Annotated in this window: 10 protein-coding genes, 2 tRNA genes and 3 rRNA genes; 6 read left to right on the top strand and 9 right to left on the bottom strand. The window is 46.8% G+C overall.

From position 1 onward, the window contains the following. The first annotated feature begins 70 nt into the window (after positions 1–70). Positions 71–943 carry an NAD kinase gene (locus H8744_RS08630; RefSeq protein ID WP_262434443.1) on the top strand — a complete coding sequence of 291 codons (873 nt, stop codon included), beginning with the start codon at positions 71–73 and terminating at the stop codon, positions 941–943. A gap of 372 nt (positions 944–1315) precedes the next feature. Here the strand turns inward: H8744_RS08630 and rrf are convergent. The 5 genes from rrf to H8744_RS08605 all read right to left on the bottom strand — a co-directional run bounded on the left by rrf (position 1316) and on the right by H8744_RS08605 (position 6405). Next, positions 1316–1426: ribosomal RNA gene (gene rrf / locus H8744_RS08625) — 5S ribosomal RNA — on the bottom strand. A 67-nt stretch (positions 1427–1493) separates the two neighbouring features. Beyond that, positions 1494–4378 (bottom strand): 23S ribosomal RNA (locus tag H8744_RS08620). A gap of 127 nt (positions 4379–4505) precedes the next feature. Continuing rightward, positions 4506–4579 (bottom strand) — tRNA-Ala (locus tag H8744_RS08615). Between the two features lie 77 nt (positions 4580–4656). Then, a tRNA-Ile gene (locus H8744_RS08610) sits at positions 4657–4730 on the bottom strand. A 152-nt stretch (positions 4731–4882) separates the two neighbouring features. Continuing rightward, a 16S ribosomal RNA gene (locus H8744_RS08605) occupies positions 4883–6405 on the bottom strand. The 16S, 23S and 5S rRNA genes sit together here with 2 tRNA genes alongside, the layout of an rRNA operon. 270 nt (positions 6406–6675) lie before the next feature. On the opposite strand from H8744_RS08605, the gene H8744_RS08600 reads away from it, so the two are divergent. From H8744_RS08600 to gldH, 5 genes are all read left to right on the top strand, one after another. Continuing rightward, positions 6676–7332, top strand: a complete 657-nt coding sequence (locus H8744_RS08600; RefSeq protein WP_262434442.1) for a hypothetical protein — start codon at positions 6676–6678, stop codon at positions 7330–7332. Between the two features lie 460 nt (positions 7333–7792). Further along, positions 7793–8746 carry a methylenetetrahydrofolate reductase [NAD(P)H] gene (gene metF / locus H8744_RS08595; RefSeq protein ID WP_262434441.1) on the top strand — a complete coding sequence of 318 codons (954 nt, stop codon included), beginning with the start codon at positions 7793–7795 and terminating at the stop codon, positions 8744–8746. 51 nt (positions 8747–8797) lie between these two features. Next, positions 8798–9907 carry a DNA polymerase III subunit gene (locus tag H8744_RS08590; protein WP_262434440.1) on the top strand — a complete coding sequence of 370 codons (1110 nt, stop codon included), beginning with the start codon at positions 8798–8800 and terminating at the stop codon, positions 9905–9907. 94 nt (positions 9908–10001) lie between these two features. Then, the gene (locus H8744_RS08585) at positions 10002–11576 is read left to right on the top strand and encodes a PSP1 domain-containing protein (protein WP_262434439.1); all 1575 of its coding nucleotides are present in this window, start codon (positions 10002–10004) and stop codon (positions 11574–11576) included. Beyond that, entirely contained in the window at positions 11554–12021 is a 468-nt protein-coding gene (gene gldH / locus H8744_RS08580; RefSeq protein ID WP_262434438.1) for a gliding motility lipoprotein GldH, read from the top strand. Before H8744_RS08585 ends, gldH begins: the two co-directional genes overlap by 23 nt. 1 nt (position 12022) lies before the next feature. On the opposite strand, the gene rodA is transcribed toward gldH, so the two are convergent. The 4 genes from rodA to mreC are packed head-to-tail and all read right to left on the bottom strand — an operon-like array spanning position 12023 to position 16659. Further along, positions 12023–13480, bottom strand: a complete 1458-nt coding sequence (rodA, locus tag H8744_RS08575; RefSeq protein WP_262434437.1) for a rod shape-determining protein RodA — start codon at positions 13478–13480, stop codon at positions 12023–12025. Continuing rightward, a complete protein-coding gene (locus H8744_RS08570) occupies positions 13461–15317 on the bottom strand; it encodes a peptidoglycan D,D-transpeptidase FtsI family protein (protein WP_262434436.1) in 1857 nt (618 codons plus the stop codon). Before H8744_RS08570 ends, rodA begins: the two co-directional genes overlap by 20 nt. Positions 15318–15319: 2 nt before the next feature. Continuing rightward, a complete protein-coding gene (mreD, locus tag H8744_RS08565) occupies positions 15320–15817 on the bottom strand; it encodes a rod shape-determining protein MreD (protein ID WP_262434435.1) in 498 nt (165 codons plus the stop codon). Continuing rightward, positions 15817–16659, bottom strand: a complete 843-nt coding sequence (mreC, locus tag H8744_RS08560; protein ID WP_262434434.1) for a rod shape-determining protein MreC — start codon at positions 16657–16659, stop codon at positions 15817–15819. Before mreC ends, mreD begins: the two co-directional genes overlap by 1 nt. Between the last annotated feature and the right edge of the window lie 6 nt (positions 16660–16665).

Raw genomic sequence — 16665 nt, 5'->3', positions numbered from 1 at the left:
TATTAGTAACACCATAACAGCAATCCCGAAAAAAAATGCCAAATTTGCATCCTGACCAATGAAGTTAAATATGAAATTTGCTATTTTTGGAAATACATTTCAAGCCAAGAAATCATCTCATGCAGAAACCCTGTTCCACATTCTGGAGGAACATGGAGCAGAAATATATATATGTAGGGAGTTTTATAACTTCCTAATCTCAGATTTGAAACTAAAGCTTTATCCGGCAGGATTGTTCGACGGAAATGACTTTTCAGCAGATATGGTGATCAGCATTGGAGGAGACGGCACTTTCTTGAAAGCAGCCAGCAGAGTAGGTAATAAAAACATTCCGATTCTTGGTATAAACACCGGACGTTTGGGATTTCTGGCAGATATCTCCCCAGCAGAAATGGAAGAGACCTTCAACGAGATATATGCCAAACATTATTCGATTGAAGAGCGTAGCGTTCTACAACTTATCTGTGAAGACAAGCATTTACAAAGTTCCCCGTTTGCCCTTAACGAAATAGCCATATTAAAGCGGGATAGTTCATCCATGATCAGTATAAGAACTGCCATTAACGGTGCTTTTCTAACTACATATCAGGCTGACGGATTAATTATTGCTACTCCAACAGGTTCTACAGCCTATTCGTTAAGCGTTGGGGGACCGATCATCGTCCCTCATTCCAATACGATTGCCCTTACTCCGGTAGCCCCACATAGTCTCAATGTTCGTCCGATTGTGATTCCCGATGATTGGGAATTGACACTTGATGTTGAAAGTCGTAGTCACAATTTTCTTATAGCTATCGATGGAAGTAGTGAGTCATGTAAAGATACCACTCGCCTGACTATTCGCAAAGCGCCCTATTCCATCAAAGTTGTCAAACGTCCTCATCATGTGTTCTTTGACACTTTACGTTCCAAGATGATGTGGGGGGCCGACACAAGGATATAGTGATTAGCAAATTTCCCATACCACAATACCACAAGTGTGGCAGTAAGCCCCGGTACCCATTGGTGCGAGGCAATGGACTACATCATCCTTTCATTAATATAAGGACCACCATCCATGAAAAATATAAGTAAAACATGTCCAAGCCAAAAATTTCTGTCCGGGAATGACAGATAAGATGAAACAGGAAAAGTAAAAATAGCATATTGGCAGCCTCATGCTGCTTTCGATTATGTGAACGAGCATTGAATGATAGCATGAGTTCATTCCGTCGCGCCTTCCGGGCGTCTCCGGCCTCCCGCGGGGGGGGCGACGGCGGCCCGCGGCAAAAAGAAAAGCCCCCCCGCGTCCCTTCAGGGGCGCGGGGGGGCGGCAAGACGGCGGCTACCTACTCTCCCACTGTTACGCAGTACCATCGGCGTGGCCGGGCTTAACTTCTCTGTTCGGGATGGGAAGAGGTGGAACCCCGGCGCTGTAGCCACCTGAATGAGGCGGACATGACGGAAAAGCAAACGAAGGGCGAACCCGCAGGGCGGGGCGGAAAGCGCCGGGCGGACGGAAGTGGACGGGCAATTAGTAGGGCTCGGCTGTGGTATTGCTACCTGTACACCTGCCCCCTATCGACGTCATCGTCTATGACGACCCTAAGAAATCTAATCTTGTGGCTGGCTTCGTACTTAGATGCTTTCAGCACTTATCCAGTCCCGACTTAGATACCCAGCGATGCACCTGGCGGCACAACTGGCAGACCAGAGGTCGGTCCAACACGGTCCTCTCGTACTAGTGTCAGAGCCACGCAAATTTCATGCGCCCACGATAGATAGAGACCGAACTGTCTCACGACGTTCTGAACCCAGCTCGCGTGCCACTTTAATGGGCGAACAGCCCAACCCTTGGGACCTTCTCCAGCCCCAGGATGTGACGAGCCGACATCGAGGTGCCAAACCCCTCCGTCGATATGAGCTCTTGGGAGGGATCAGCCTGTTATCCCCGGAGTACCTTTTATCCTTTGAGCGATGTCCCTTCCATGCGGAAACACCGGATCACTATGCTCTAGTTTCCTACCTGATCGACTTGTGAGTCTCCCAGTCGAGCGCCCTTATGCCATTACACTCTGCGGACGGTTACCAATCGTCCTGAGGGCACCTTTAGAAGCCTCCGTTACACTTTTGGAGGCGACCACCCCAGTCAAACTACCCGCCAAACAGTGTCCTCGCAGCGCGAGTTAGAACTCAAATAACCGAAGGGCCGTATTTCAACAGCGACTCCGCGGATACTGGCGTACCCGCTTCAATGTCTCCGGCCTATCCTACACATCAATTACCCAAATTCAATGTTAAGCTATAGTAAAGGTTCACGGGGTCTTTTCGTCCCATCGCGGGTAATCGGCATCTTCACCGATACTACAATTTCACTGAGCTCACGGTTGAGACAGCGTCCAGATCATTACACCATTCGTGCAGGTCGGAACTTACCCGACAAGGAATTTCGCTACCTTAGGACCGTTATAGTTACGGCCGCCGTTTACTGGGGCTTCAATTCAATGCTTCCCTTGCGGTGACATCTCCTCTTAACCTTCCAGCACCGGGCAGGTGTCAGGCTGTATACGTGATCTTTCGATTTTGCACAGCCCTGTGTTTTTGTTAAACAGTTGCCTGGACCTATTCTCTGCGCCCCGCCTCGACGGCGGGGACCCTTTATCCCGAAGTTACAGGGTCAATTTGCCTAGTTCCTTAACCGTGATTCACTCAAGCGCCTCAGTATATTCAACCCGACTACGTGTGTCCGTTTGCGGTACGGGTACCTCGAAGATTAAGTTTAGCGGATTTTCTTGGGAGTATGCTTACGCGCACTATTGGATTGTCCGTAAGGACGCTCCATACTATCAGGTTCGACTCAGACCCCGGATTTGCCTGGGATCATCGGCATCTACACCCTTCAACCAGCTATTCCGTCAGCTGGCGGCGCTGTCACTCCTCCGTCTCCACGTCACTCTTCAAGGTAGTACAGGAATATTAACCTGTTCTGCCATCGGCCTCACCCTTCGGCTGAGCCTTAGGACCCGACTGACCCTGATCCGATTAGCGTTGATCAGGAAACCTTAGTCTTTCGGCGAGGGGGTTTCCCACCCCCTTTATCGTTACTTATACCTACATTTGCTTTTCCACACGCTCCAGCATGGCTCGCGCCAAGCCTTCGACGCCGAGTGGAATGCTCCCCTACCGATACTTGCGTATCCCACGGCTTCGGTAAAACGCTTGATGCCCGATTATTATCCACGCCAAACTCCTCGACTAGTGAGCTGTTACGCACTCTTTAAATGAATGGCTGCTTCCAAGCCAACATCCTAGCTGTCTTAGCAATCTGACTTCGTTAGTTCAACTTAGCGTTTATTTGGGGACCTTAGCCGGTGGTCTGGATTCTTCTCCTTTAGGACACGGACCTTAGCACCCATGCCCTCACTCCCGGGGTAAAACTAATGCGCATTCGGAGTTTATCAAGACTTGATAGGCGGTGAAGCCCTCGCATCTTATCAGTCGCTCTACCTCACATTAGTAACCCCCGAGGCTGCACCTAAATGCATTTCGGGGAGTACGAGCTATCTCCAAGTTTGATTAGCCTTTCACCCCCACCCTCAGCTCATCCGGAAGCTTTTCAACGCTTATCGGTTCGGTCCTCCAGTTAGTGTTACCTAACCTTCAACCTGGCCAAGGGTAGATCACTTGGTTTCGCGTCTACTCCTTCCGACTTGACGCCCTGTTCAGACTCGCTTTCGCTTCGGCTGCGCGTCTCGAGACGCTTAACCTTGCCGGAAAAAGTAACTCGTAGGTTCATTATGCAAAAGGCACGCCGTCACGGCCAAAGGCCGCTCCGACCGCTTGTAGGCGCATGGTTTCAGGGACTATTTCACTCTTCTGTTCGAAGTGCTTTTCACCTTTCCTTCACAGTACTGGTTCGCTATCGGTCTCTCGGGAGTATTTAGCCTTGCCGGATGGTCCCGGCAGATTCACGCAGGATTCCTCGTGTCCCGCGCTACTCAGGATGCCACTAGGGTTCAGTTGGGGTCGTGTACCGGATTATCACCGTCTATGATCTCACTTTCCAGAGAGTTCCACTCGCCAACTTTCGTCCCACAACGTGGTCCTACAACCCCATGCATGCCGTGACATGCATGGTTTGGGCTCTTCCCCGTTCGCTCGCCACTACTAGGGGAATCATTGTTTATTTTCTTTTCCTGCGGGTACTAAGATGTTTCAGTTCCCCGCGTTAGCCTCCATCGCAGGATGGATAGTATCCCTTCAGGATACTGGGTTGTCCCATTCGGAAATCCGCGGATCAGGGGTCATTTGCACCTACCCGCGGCTTATCGCAGCTTATCACGTCCTTCGTCGCCTCCGAGAGCCAAGGCATCCGCCATGCGCCCTTTATTACTTCTGTCCGCCGCCGCGGGAGCGAGGACGCGTTCGCACACGTCAGCGCCACCCCGGACGGCTAATACTTTCAGCTTTTCGCTTTTCGTTTACTTTTGTACATCATGTCAAAGATCGTGTCCCCTCAGGGAATGTGGAGAATAACGGATTCGAACCGTTGACCCTCTGCGTGCAAGGCAGATGCTCTAGCCAGCTGAGCTAATCCCCCTTCTCAGAAGACGGCCGGGCGGGGTTCCGGACGGGGCCGGAGAGGACCCGAGGGGAAGGGCGTCGGCCTTCTGGAAGTAGTCCCAGGCAGAGTTGAACTGCCGACCTCTACATTATCAGTGTAGCGCTCTAACCAACTGAGCTATAGGACTAGTTCAACCCGGTCTGCGTAGACCCGGCTTCTGTTTTCTCTTGTTCATCTATGCCCGCAAAGAACACGGGCGGTCGATCATATCTATAAATAAACAAGTACAAGCAGGACAGGTAAAGAACCGGAAAGAGATAAAACGCGGCACCGCTCCAGAAAGGAGGTGTTCCAGCCGCACCTTCCGGTACGGCTACCTTGTTACGACTTAGCCCCAGTCACCAGTTTTACCCTAGGGCGCTCCTCGCGGTTACGCACTTCAGGTACCCCCGGCTCCCATGGCTTGACGGGCGGTGTGTACAAGGCCCGGGAACGTATTCACCGCGCCGTGGCTGATGCGCGATTACTAGCGAATCCAGCTTCACGAAGTCGGGTTGCAGACTTCGATCCGAACTGAGAGGGGCTTTGGAGATTGGCATCCCGTCACCGGGTAGCGACCTGCTGTACCCCCCATTGTAACACGTGTGTGGCCCCGGACGTAAGGGCCGTGCTGATTTGACGTCATCCCCACCTTCCTCGCATCTTACGACGGCAGTCCCCCCAGAGTCCTCGGCGTGACCCGTTAGTAACTGGGGATGAGGGTTGCGCTCGTTATGGCACTTAAGCCGACACCTCACGGCACGAGCTGACGACAACCATGCAGCACCTTCGCAGACGCCTTGCGGCCGTCCCGTTTCCGGGACGCTCGTCTGCAATTCAAGCCCGGGTAAGGTTCCTCGCGTATCATCGAATTAAACCACATGTTCCTCCGCTTGTGCGGGCCCCCGTCAATTCCTTTGAGTTTCACCGTTGCCGGCGTACTCCCCAGGTGGAATACTTAACGCTTTCGCTTGGCCGCTTGCAGTGTATCGCAAACAGCGAGTATTCATCGTTTACTGTGTGGACTACCAGGGTATCTAATCCTGTTTGATACCCACACTTTCGAGCATCAGTGTCAGTAACAGTCCAGCGAGCTGCCTTCGCAATCGGAGTTCCTCGTGATATCTAAGCATTTCACCGCTACACCACGAATTCCGCCCACCTCTGCTGCACTCAAGGCCCGCAGTATCAACTGCAATTCCGCGGTTGAGCCGCGAACTTTCACAACTGACTTACGAGCCCACCTACGCTCCCTTTAAACCCAATAAATCCGGATAACGCTCGGATCCTCCGTATTACCGCGGCTGCTGGCACGGAGTTAGCCGATCCTTATTCGTGCGGTACATGCAAAACGCCACACGTGGCGAACTTTATTCCCGCAAAAAAGGAGTTTACGACCCATAGAGCCTTCGTCCTCCACGCTACTTGGCTGGTTCAGGCTCCCGCCCATTGACCAATATTCCTCACTGCTGCCTCCCGTAGGAGTTTGGACCGTGTCTCAGTTCCAATGTGGGGGACCTTCCTCTCAGAACCCCTATCCATCGAAGGCTTGGTGGGCCGTGACCCCGCCAACAACCTAATGGAACGCATCCCCATCGGCGGCCGAAATTCTTTAGCCCGGGGGCCATGCGGCCCCCGGGCGCCATCGGGTATTAATCTTTCTTTCGAAAGGCTATCCCCGGGCCGCCGGCAGGTTGGATACGTGTTACTCACCCGTGCGCCGGTCGCCATCTTCCCATTGCTGGGAAATGCTGCCCCTCGACTTGCATGTGTTAAGCCTGTAGCTAGCGTTCATCCTGAGCCAGGATCAAACTCTTCATTGTAAAAGTATTGTCGAGACCCGGGGCATAAGCCCCGGGCCGTTCTTGCTCTGTCATGGATGCCGCGATTTATCAAGAAAACCACCGGAACCGGGCCGAAAAAAAACGGCCCGGGCCGGAAATGACGGTTCTTTATCTTGGACCCGGCCCACCGCCCAAAAGGGCGGGGGCCGGGATGTACTACTTGTATTGTTTATCAATATTTCAAAGAACTAACTGTCTCCTGACGGCCCGGAGGCCTCGTTTCAGAAAGCGGATGCAAAGGTAGGGGTTTTGTTCGAAACCACCAAATCCTTTAAGGTTTTTTTGCTTTCCCCTTCCCCAACCGCCTCTCTCTGCGAAAGGGAGGAAAAAGAAAGAAGGAAAAAACCGGGGGCCGCCCACTGCAAGGATGTCAAGAAACGAACGCTTTACCTCTCGAAAGCGGGTGCAAAGATAGGGAAAGGGAGGACAACTCCAAAACATAAAGGGAACTTTTTTACACAAAATGAAAAACTTTTTCGCAAGGGGCTGGGAAACAGGGCGATGAAAGGAAGGGGGAAGAAAGCGAAAGGAAAGGGGGACACATTATTATATTACAAGGGGGGATTATATCATAAGGGGGGGGCCCCAAGAGGACGCGCGGGAACCGCGACGGAGGAGGACCGAGAAAAAAAGGAAGGGAAAGGAAGAAAGAAGGGGGAAAGGCACGACAACATAAAAAAAACAGGGGAAAGACACAAGAACCAGCCCCATAAAAAAGGGGCGACGCACGCCGGGCCACGGGAGTTTCCGACCGCGGGAAAGGGAGGGGAAGGAGGCGGAAGCCACCGGAACAGCGGGAAGGAGAGAAGGCCGGAACGGGAACGCCACAACACGGGAACAAGGCAAGACGACACACGCTGTTCAACGAAAAAAAACAAAAAAGGAAGGATAAAGAACGGGGACTAAATCAGGATGAATAGTTGATTGGCGTATTGTATATAACCATCTATAGGTTAACTTGAAAGATTGCTCCCCAAACGGGTGCCTTTTTATTTATTACTCATATATCTATTGAAATAACAGAATTACTCTTTTAGCCCCTAGACACAAGAAATAAACGGCCATATAGAATAAAAAAAGTATTGGCTATTTAACTGACATCTCGGCTAATGCATATGATAAAAGTCCAAGAACAAGGACAAAGCGCTGGATTTTGGCCCTCCTTTCACGACTTAACCAGCAGACAAGGCTCTACTGAAGCTATGGACTAACGTCCTAATCAACAAGGAAAATGACAAAACCAGTATCTATTAGGGCACTAATAAATAAAATTTAAACAGGCTCATATAATATCTCTGCATTTTTTCGTATTTTTGTCCCAATATGCATTTATAGTAAACAGAAGCAAAGAAGAACAATAAAATTGATGAAAGTAATAGACCATATACAAAGCAACGAAAAAACTGCTTTCTCCTTTGAAATCCTCCCTCCATTGAAAGGCACAGGCATTGAGAAACTGTACAAAGACATCGATATACTTCATGAGTTTAATCCTAAATACATTAATATAACAACTCATCGTAGTGAATATGTCTATAAAGACTTAGGGAGCGGATTATTCCAGCGAACTAAGCTGAGGAGACGTCCGGGAACAGTAGCCGTTGCGGCAGCTATTCAAAATAAATATAACATAACGGTGGTACCTCATATTCTTTGTAGCGGCTTTTCCCGTGAAGAAACAGAATATGTACTACTGGATCTGCAATTTCTAGGAATTACTGACTTATTGGTACTTCGTGGTGATAAAGCCAAGCATGAGTCTGTATTTACTCCCGAAGGAGACGGATATCACCACGCCACCGAATTACAGGAACAGATCAATAACTTCAATAAAGGAATCTTCGTCGACGGATCGGAAATGAAAGTTACCAACACCCCTTTTTCATACGGAGTAGCTTGCTATCCGGAGAAACACGAAGAATCTCCCAACATGGATTCGGATATCTACTGGTTGAAAAAGAAAATAGAAAACGGTGCAGAATATGCAGTAACTCAGCTTTTCTATGACAATCAGAAATATTTCGATTTCGTGGAACGAGCCAAGGAAGCCGGCATCCATGTACCGATCATCCCTGGAATAAAGCCTTTCAAAAAGTTATCCCAATTAAGCATGATACCGAAAACATTCAAAGTTGACTTACCCGAAGAACTTGTAAAAGAGACTTTGAGATGCAAAAACGACGCAGAAGTTCAGAAGGTCGGTATTGAATGGTGTGTGATGCAATGCCGCGAATTAATGGCACATGGAGTACCAAGTATACATTTTTACTCCATCGGTGCAGTGGACAGCATCAAGGAAGTAGCAAAAGAAATTTATTAAGCTGCACCGAACTAAAAATAAAGTTTAAACAATTAAATTATAGAAAGTAAAGTGTTTTTCAAAGACGTAATCGGACAAGAAGAGATAAAACAAAGACTCATACAGGAGGTAAACGAAGGACGTATTCCTCACGCACAGCTCATCTGCGGATCGGAGGGCGTTGGCAAGCTCCCCCTGGCACTGGCTTATGCCCGCTACATCAGTTGCACCAACCGGAGTGCCACAGATGCTTGCGGAGTTTGTCCGTCGTGCGTGAAATTTAATAAGCTCGTTCACCCCGACGTCCACTTTACATTTCCGGTAGTAAAAAATAGCAGAAGCGATGATTATATCGTTGAGTGGCGCCGAATTGTTCTGAACAATCCGTATTTCAACCTCAATCACTGGCTGAACGAAATCAACGCGGAGAACTCACAGGCTGTCATCTACACCAAAGAGAGCGATGAGATCATGAAAAAGCTCAGCCTGAAATCAAGTGAAGGCGGCTTCAAGATCACCATCATCTGGCTACCGGAAAAGATGCAGCTTGCGTGCGCCAATAAACTGTTGAAATTACTGGAAGAGCCACCCGCAAAGACCATCTTCCTTCTGGTGTCAGAAGCACCGGATATGATCCTGCAAACTATATTAAGTCGAACGCAGCGGATAAACGTCCGCAAAATAGCAGAAAAAGACATCGCACAAGTGTTGGAGCAAAAGTATAGTGTGCAACAGTCTACAAGCCTTTCCATAGCTCATTTAGCCAATGGAAACTTCATCAAAGCCCTCGAAACGATCCATTTGAATGAAGAGAACCACCTGTTTTTCGAACTGTTCGTCAGCTTGATGCGCCTCTCCTATCAACGAAAAATAAGGGAGATGAAGCAATGGAGCGATCAGATAGCCGGACTAGGAAGAGAACGGCAAAAAAACTTTCTGTCCTATTGCCAGAGGATGATCAGGGAAAACTTCATCTATAACCTGCATCAAAAAGAACTGGTATATATGACACCGGACGAACAGAATTTCGCCACTCGCTTTTCACCTTTTGTCAATGAAAGGAACGTAATGGGCATCATGGACGAACTAAGCGAAGCGCAATGGCATGTAGAACAGAACGTAAATGCTAAGATGATATTTTTCGACTTTTCATTAAAAATGATCGTACTGTTGAAGAGTTGAAATTTGAATAATTATAAACTGGAAATCGTTAACGTACCTATGAGTTATAATCAAACAAAGGTCATGACCATAGGGAATAAATTATAAATAACAAATGGACTTTATATTACATAATGGGAGTGGCGGCCTTTGCTGCAAAGGTTGCTCTCGGCAAGATAAAAAACTGAATACCTACGATTGGCTGGCCGATATACCAGGCAACGCAGAAGAGAGCGACATGGTAGAAGTTCAGTTTAAAAATACCCGTAAGGGGTATTATCGGAACAGCAATAAGATAAAGCTGGAAAAAGGAGATATTGTGGCAGTAGAAGCCACACCAGGCCATGACATCGGTGAAGTGACACTGACAGGCAGACTCGTTCCGCTGCAAATGCGTAAAGCGAACATCAAGCCGGATACCGAAATCAAACGCATCTACAGAAAAGCAAAAACGGTAGATATGGAGAAGTTCGAAGAAGCGAAAGCCAAGGAACATTCTACCATGATCCGTTCCCGCCAGATCGCAGCCAGCCTAAACCTGGACATGAAAATAGGAGATGTCGAATACCAGGGAGACGGGAATAAAGCTATATTCTATTATATAGCAGACGAACGGGTAGATTTCCGGCAATTAATAAAAGTGCTGGCCGAAGCATTCCGTGTGCGAATTGAAATGAAACAGATAGGTGCCCGTCAGGAAGCCGGGCGTATCGGAGGAATCGGACCTTGCGGACGAGAACTTTGTTGTGCTACCTGGATGACAAGTTTCGTATCGGTATCCACCAGTGCAGCCCGTTATCAGGACATTTCACTGAATCCACAAAAATTGGCAGGGCAATGCGCGAAACTGAAATGTTGTCTGAATTACGAAATTGATTGCTATGTAGAAGCCCAAAAACGGCTCCCGTCCAAAGAAATCGAACTTGAAACGAAAGACGGAACATTCTATTTCTTTAAGGCGGATATCCTAAGCAATCAGATTACTTACTCAACCGACAAAGCCTTTCCAGCCAATCTCGTTACCATCAATGGGAAAAGAGCTTTTGAAATCATCAGCATGAACAAAAAGGGAATTAAACCAGACAGTCTGCTGGAAGAAGCTCACAAACAAGAACCCAAGAAACCTGTAGACTTGGTAGAGCAAGAAAGTTTAACCCGATTCGACCGTGAACGGCGCCGCAAGGATGGAGGAGCAAACGATAACAACGGAAGAAATAAGAAGAAGAAAAAAGGTGCCAACAACCAACAGCAGGGAGCAGAAGGTGCTAACAACAACCCAAGCCCTCAGCAAGAAAATGGTAACCGTTCGAACCGGCAGCAGCAAGAGAATGGCGGAAACCGCAACAATCGTCCACAACAGGAAAACAACGGTGAACGCAACAACCGTAGACAATCAGAGAACGGAGGTGAGCAACAACGTTCAAAGAATGAACGGCCTAAGAATAGCAACAACCGCTCCTCATATAACAGTGAAAACACCCGAAAGGGAGAAAAGCCACAGTATGTAGAACGTCCACAAACAAGTACCCAACCTAAGAATCAAGAAAGGGCGCAGAAAGGAGAGAGACTACAATCTGCGGAACGACCTCAAAACAGTGAGCGACCCAAAGGTCAGGATAGGTCACAGAATGGAGAAAAATCTCAAAAAACAGAAAAGTCGCAAGAGAATGAAAAGACTGCTCAAGAGTAGCATATGGACCGTAATAATAGGTTGGCTAATTGCCGCCTGCAATGAAAATACAGTGTATCATACTTACCAGCCGATCCCAACGGACGGCTGGGAAAAGAGTGATACACTCTTTTTTAATATTCCCCTCAATGATTCCTTAATTCCACTAAACCTTACGGCAGAGATACGAAACGAGAGCAAATATGCCTACCGGAATTTATACCTGGCAATAAGTCATAACTTGGAAGATAGCACGAACTGGAAAACAGATACACTCCTCTTCGTATTGGCTGATAAAGAAGGTAAATGGTATGGTACCGGATGGGGAAGCTTGTTTCAATCGGCTCTCCCTATTGGCAAAACCACGACAAAGCATCCGGGAAACTATACACTTAAAGTGTCCCACTGCATGAACGATGAACACTTGAAAGGCGTTAATGCCGTTGGAATTAAAATAGAAAAATAAATCATAACCTCCGACTCCGCCCAGCATCAATCCGAAGGAATATAAACAATAAAATCGTAAATCCCCACAAAGAAGACCCCCCATAACTAAAGAACGGAAGAGGAATACCAATCACCGGTGTCAACCCAAGCACCATACCGATATTAATAAAAACATGAAATAGGAAAATACTGACAACGGAATAGCCATAGACGCGCCCAAATGCTGAAGGTTGCCGTTCAGAAACCGTTATCAACCGCAGTATGAGAGCAAGGAACAACAACAGGACAATCGCAGACCCAGCAAATCCCTGCTCCTCACCTACCGTACAAAATATAAAATCCGTATCCTGTTCAGGAACATATTTCAATTTGGTCTGTGTCCCGTTCAAAAAACCTTTTCCCGTTAGTCCACCCGATCCAATGGCAATCTTAGACTGGTTGACATTATATCCGGCACCGGTAAGATCTTCCTCCATACCGAGTACCACCTTGATACGAATCTGCTGATGCGGTTCCAGTATATTATCGAACACGTAGTCACTGGAATAAAGGAAGCAGACAGACCCAACCGCAAAAAGACTAATAAGTAAATATGCCTTCTGCCTTTCCCGTAATGACAGAAACAGCAAGTAACCGACAGCCACTACACAAAGTAACCACTGCACCCACACCAGATTGAAAGGCGCAATATATTCCGAGATACAATAGGCAAGCAACATGACAATCAGACTCCCCCCAATAATGTTTCTTACCGGTTCCCACTTCTTCTTATATACCCATACCATGGCTCCAGCAAATAGCAGAACCATAGAAAGAACGGCAAACTCTCCGATCGGTGTCGGTGTGTCGGCAATATATACCTGATCAAAACGTATACCAACGACAAAATAAACGACAGCACACACTCCCGAAAAAAGTACTACACCCGGCATACCCTCCCGGTAGAGTACCAGAAAGAAAGCCAGATAAACCAATGCAGAACCTGTTTCTTTCTGCAACACGATCAGCACCATGGGAAGCATGATAAAAGCCAGGAGCAACAGAAAGCACTTTGTTTTTTTTATATTAAAAGAGTAAGAATTTATATACTTGGCAAGCACAAGAGCAGTAGCAAACTTGGCAAACTCCGCAGGCTGAAGGCTGACAGGCCCCAACTGCAACCAGGACCGTGACCCTTTGACATCGGGAGCGATAAAAATGGTAACGATAAGAAGTAATATCATTCCTACATAAATGATGTAAGCAAACATGTCATACATCCGGTCCTCCAGCATTAATAACACAAAGCCCAAACCAAACGAACAAATGATCCACATGAACTGCTTACCCGCACGAGTAGAAAAATCAAGGAAGTCACGATCTCCATAATCATAACTGGCTCCACAAACGCTAAACCATCCGGCAATGATAAGGAGAAGGTAAAGCAGTATTGTCACCCAATCCAATGTCTTCCATAAATTATCGCTCCTCGTCACCATAATATATAATTCTGTTACTAAAATCTTCCGCAAGCTTCTCGTTTTCGGGAGATAGCTTACCATGCAAATACTGATCCATCATTAAAGCACCGATAGGAACTCCATAAGTCGCTCCAAAACCACCATTCTCCACATATACCGCAATCGCAATCTTCGGATTATTCATCGGTGCGAAACCCATAAAAGCAGAATGGTCTTTCCCACGGTTCTGTGCCGTACCCGTCTTTCCACAAACTTCCACACCCGGTAGGATGGAGCCCGCTATACGACAAGTCCCACCCGTCACTGCCGCCCTCATGCCTTTCACGATCTCTTCATAATATTGACGCTCTATGGTAGGAACCCTCGGCGTACGATAAATGCTATCAAGTTCTCCATCCTGAATCTCCTTCACAATATGGGGAGGTGTAAAATGCCCTCGATTAGCAATGGTTGCGCCAAGATTTGCTATCTGCAAAGGAGTAGCAAGAATCTCACCCTGCCCAATGGAAATACTGATAATAGTCAATCCGTTCCAACGACCGCGATAAGCCTTATCATAAACTCCCGCATTAGGTATGAATCCACGACCCTCACCTGGTAAATCCACATCCAAGCGATACCCAAATCCCTGGGAAACCATATGGTCTTTCCATACAGTCAAAGCATTTTGAGGAGAACCATACTTACGGTCACCTAACATACGGAAAAGCCCCCAACAAAAATAAGAGTTACAAGAAGTTGCAATAGCAGGAATTAAGGGCAAAGGAGAAGCATGCCCGTGACATCCCACATGCAGGCTTCCATAATTGAATCCATGGGAACAGGGAAAAACAGGAGTGTTTTCCTGAATAATCCCTTCTTGCAAAAAGACAAGTCCCTGTGCCGTTTTAAAGGTTGACCCCGGAGGGTAAGCTCCCATCAAAGCTCGGTTCAAGAGAGGTTTGCGCTTGTCACGCTGCAGCATAAGATGATTATTACCACGTTGGCGGCCAATCATCAAATGAGGATCGAAATTGGGAGAAGAAACCAGACAGAGTATCTCTCCTGTCTCCGGTTCAATGGCAACAATACTACCGATTTTGTTTTGCATCAACCTTTCGCCCAACATTTGCAGGTCAATATCGATACCTAATGTCAGATTTTTCCCCGGAATGGAAGGACGGTCGAACTTTCCATCCATATAATGGCCTTGTATGCGCCCATGCGCATCGCGCAGCAATATCTCGACACCTTTCTCCCCACGAAGATATTTCTCATATGATTTTTCCACTCCCTGTTTCCCGATGAAATCTCCGCGTATGTAGTAATCATCATTTTCTATATCACGCATGGACACTTCACCGATATCTCCCAAAGCATGGGCGGCAGAGTTATAAGTATATTGACGGATAGTACGGCGCTGGATATAAAACCCGGGAAATTTGAATAGCTTCTCCTGAAACACCCCACATTCTTCGGCAGACAGCTGGGACATGAATAACTGGTTAGTATATCTCGAATAACCGGGATTTCTACGGCGATCCCGCATATCACTCATGATCTTCAGAAACTGCGCATGGGTTATGTTCAACGTACGACAAAGATCCAGAGTATCCAGATTCTCAATCTCCTTAGGGACAATCGTTATGTCATAAGCCGGCTGATTAAAAACAAGCAGTTTACCGTTACGATCGTAAACAGCTCCACGAGAGGGATACTGTATTTTATTCAAGAAGGCGTTACTATCCGCATTTTTCTTATAGTCATCCGTAGAAATCTGTAATACAAACAGGCGTATCAAATAAATAAGGACGATACAAATAGCAACTCCTCCAATAACAAATTTTCGTTTTTCTAATACATAATCCTTTGCCATGACTATCTCCTTATACCTTCAACAGCCATAATACATGTAACAGTCAATAATGTACACGCAACTACGCGTAACAGCAGCAGAGGGATACTGGAAAAAGAAAAGAATTCTAGACTCAACAATACCAGATTATGAATAAAGACACATGTCACTGCGTACTTTAGAAAAGAAGAGATTCCCAAAGTCCGAATAGACGGGATAATGCTATCCAGCGTATCACGTGGAGTGAACAAACGTAAGAAGGTAGGACGCACAAAAGCCAGTAAAACCGTAGCTGCAGCATTCATTCCGGGTGTATTAGAAAATATATCGATCATTAATCCCAAAAAGAAAGCCCACAACATCAATTCATTCCTTGAGGTGCCGGAAGGAAATTTGAGGATGAAATAGACATATAGAAAAGGCGTAGCATACCCCCCGATATGAACATTGTTCAGTATCAGCACTTGAAGAAGCACCAAACCGACCAACCATCCTATCCTATGTATATAATTTATAATCATTAGTTCGCAACCGATTTTTCAAGCTCTTTCTGCTCTTCCCGACCGCTCCGGGCGATTACTCTCACATCACTCAATTTGCCAAAATCAGTCGCCAGCTTAATCTTCAACAGATAAGAAAGACCGTCATTAGAATCGGACATATCATCAACCGTACCTACCATCACTCCTTCCGGAAAAACAGTCGAATAACCGCTTGTCACCACTGTATCTCCCAAATTGAATTCTGCGTGACGAGGCAGATCCCTCAGATAAGCATAACGTGAATCACCATGCTCCCACTTCAAGTAACCAAAATACTCGCTTCCTACGATCTTGCAACTGATACTTGACTTGCTATTCAGCACCGATATGACAAGTGAATAGTCCGGAGATGTTTTATAAACAATCCCTACCACTCCGTTTCCATCGACAACACCCATTTCCGGACGGATACCCTCAGCACTCCCCTGATCAAGCGTAATATAATTATCAGCCTGATTCAAACTGTTATTGATAACATGTGCCTTAAATATCTGGTAACTATTATCAGAAATGCCTCGTATACTGTTTATACTTGTAGAATCTAATTTATGATCCTTCAACACCTTCTCCAAATTGGATATCTGTTGTTCAAGCAGCATATTCCGGTCAAGCAGGCCCTCATTAACAGTTTTCAAGTGAAAATAAGAAGTAATCCCACCGGAAACCTCGTATACCTTACCGGAAACGACATTAGCCGATGTAAAAAAGACACTCTGCTGATAGTAGTTAAAGCGAAACAACAAAACAAAACTGATTACCTCCAGAAAAACAAAGAGGAACCAGTAATTGTACTTTATAAGAAAGTTGAGTAAGTTTCGCATAAACAA

The organism is Jilunia laotingensis, from assembly GCF_014385165.1.
GTDB classification, from domain to species: Bacteria; Bacteroidota; Bacteroidia; order Bacteroidales; family Bacteroidaceae; genus Bacteroides; species Bacteroides laotingensis.
This window is presented reverse-complemented; position numbering and strand designations above follow the sequence as displayed.

Coding starts and splice junctions, on each gene's coding strand:
- H8744_RS08630 (WP_262434443.1), top strand. CDS start 71: ATGAAATTTGCTATTTTTGGAAATACATTTCAAGCCAAGAAATCATCT.
- metF (WP_262434441.1), top strand. CDS start 7,793: ATGAAAGTAATAGACCATATACAAAGCAACGAAAAAACTGCTTTCTCC.
- H8744_RS08585 (WP_262434439.1), top strand. CDS start 10,002: ATGGACTTTATATTACATAATGGGAGTGGCGGCCTTTGCTGCAAAGGT.
- gldH (WP_262434438.1), top strand. CDS start 11,554: ATGAAAAGACTGCTCAAGAGTAGCATATGGACCGTAATAATAGGTTGG.
- rodA (WP_262434437.1), bottom strand. CDS start 13,480: ATGGTGACGAGGAGCGATAATTTATGGAAGACATTGGATTGGGTGACA.
- H8744_RS08570 (WP_262434436.1), bottom strand. CDS start 15,317: ATGGCAAAGGATTATGTATTAGAAAAACGAAAATTTGTTATTGGAGGA.
- mreD (WP_262434435.1), bottom strand. CDS start 15,817: ATGATTATAAATTATATACATAGGATAGGATGGTTGGTCGGTTTGGTG.
- mreC (WP_262434434.1), bottom strand. CDS start 16,659: ATGCGAAACTTACTCAACTTTCTTATAAAGTACAATTACTGGTTCCTC.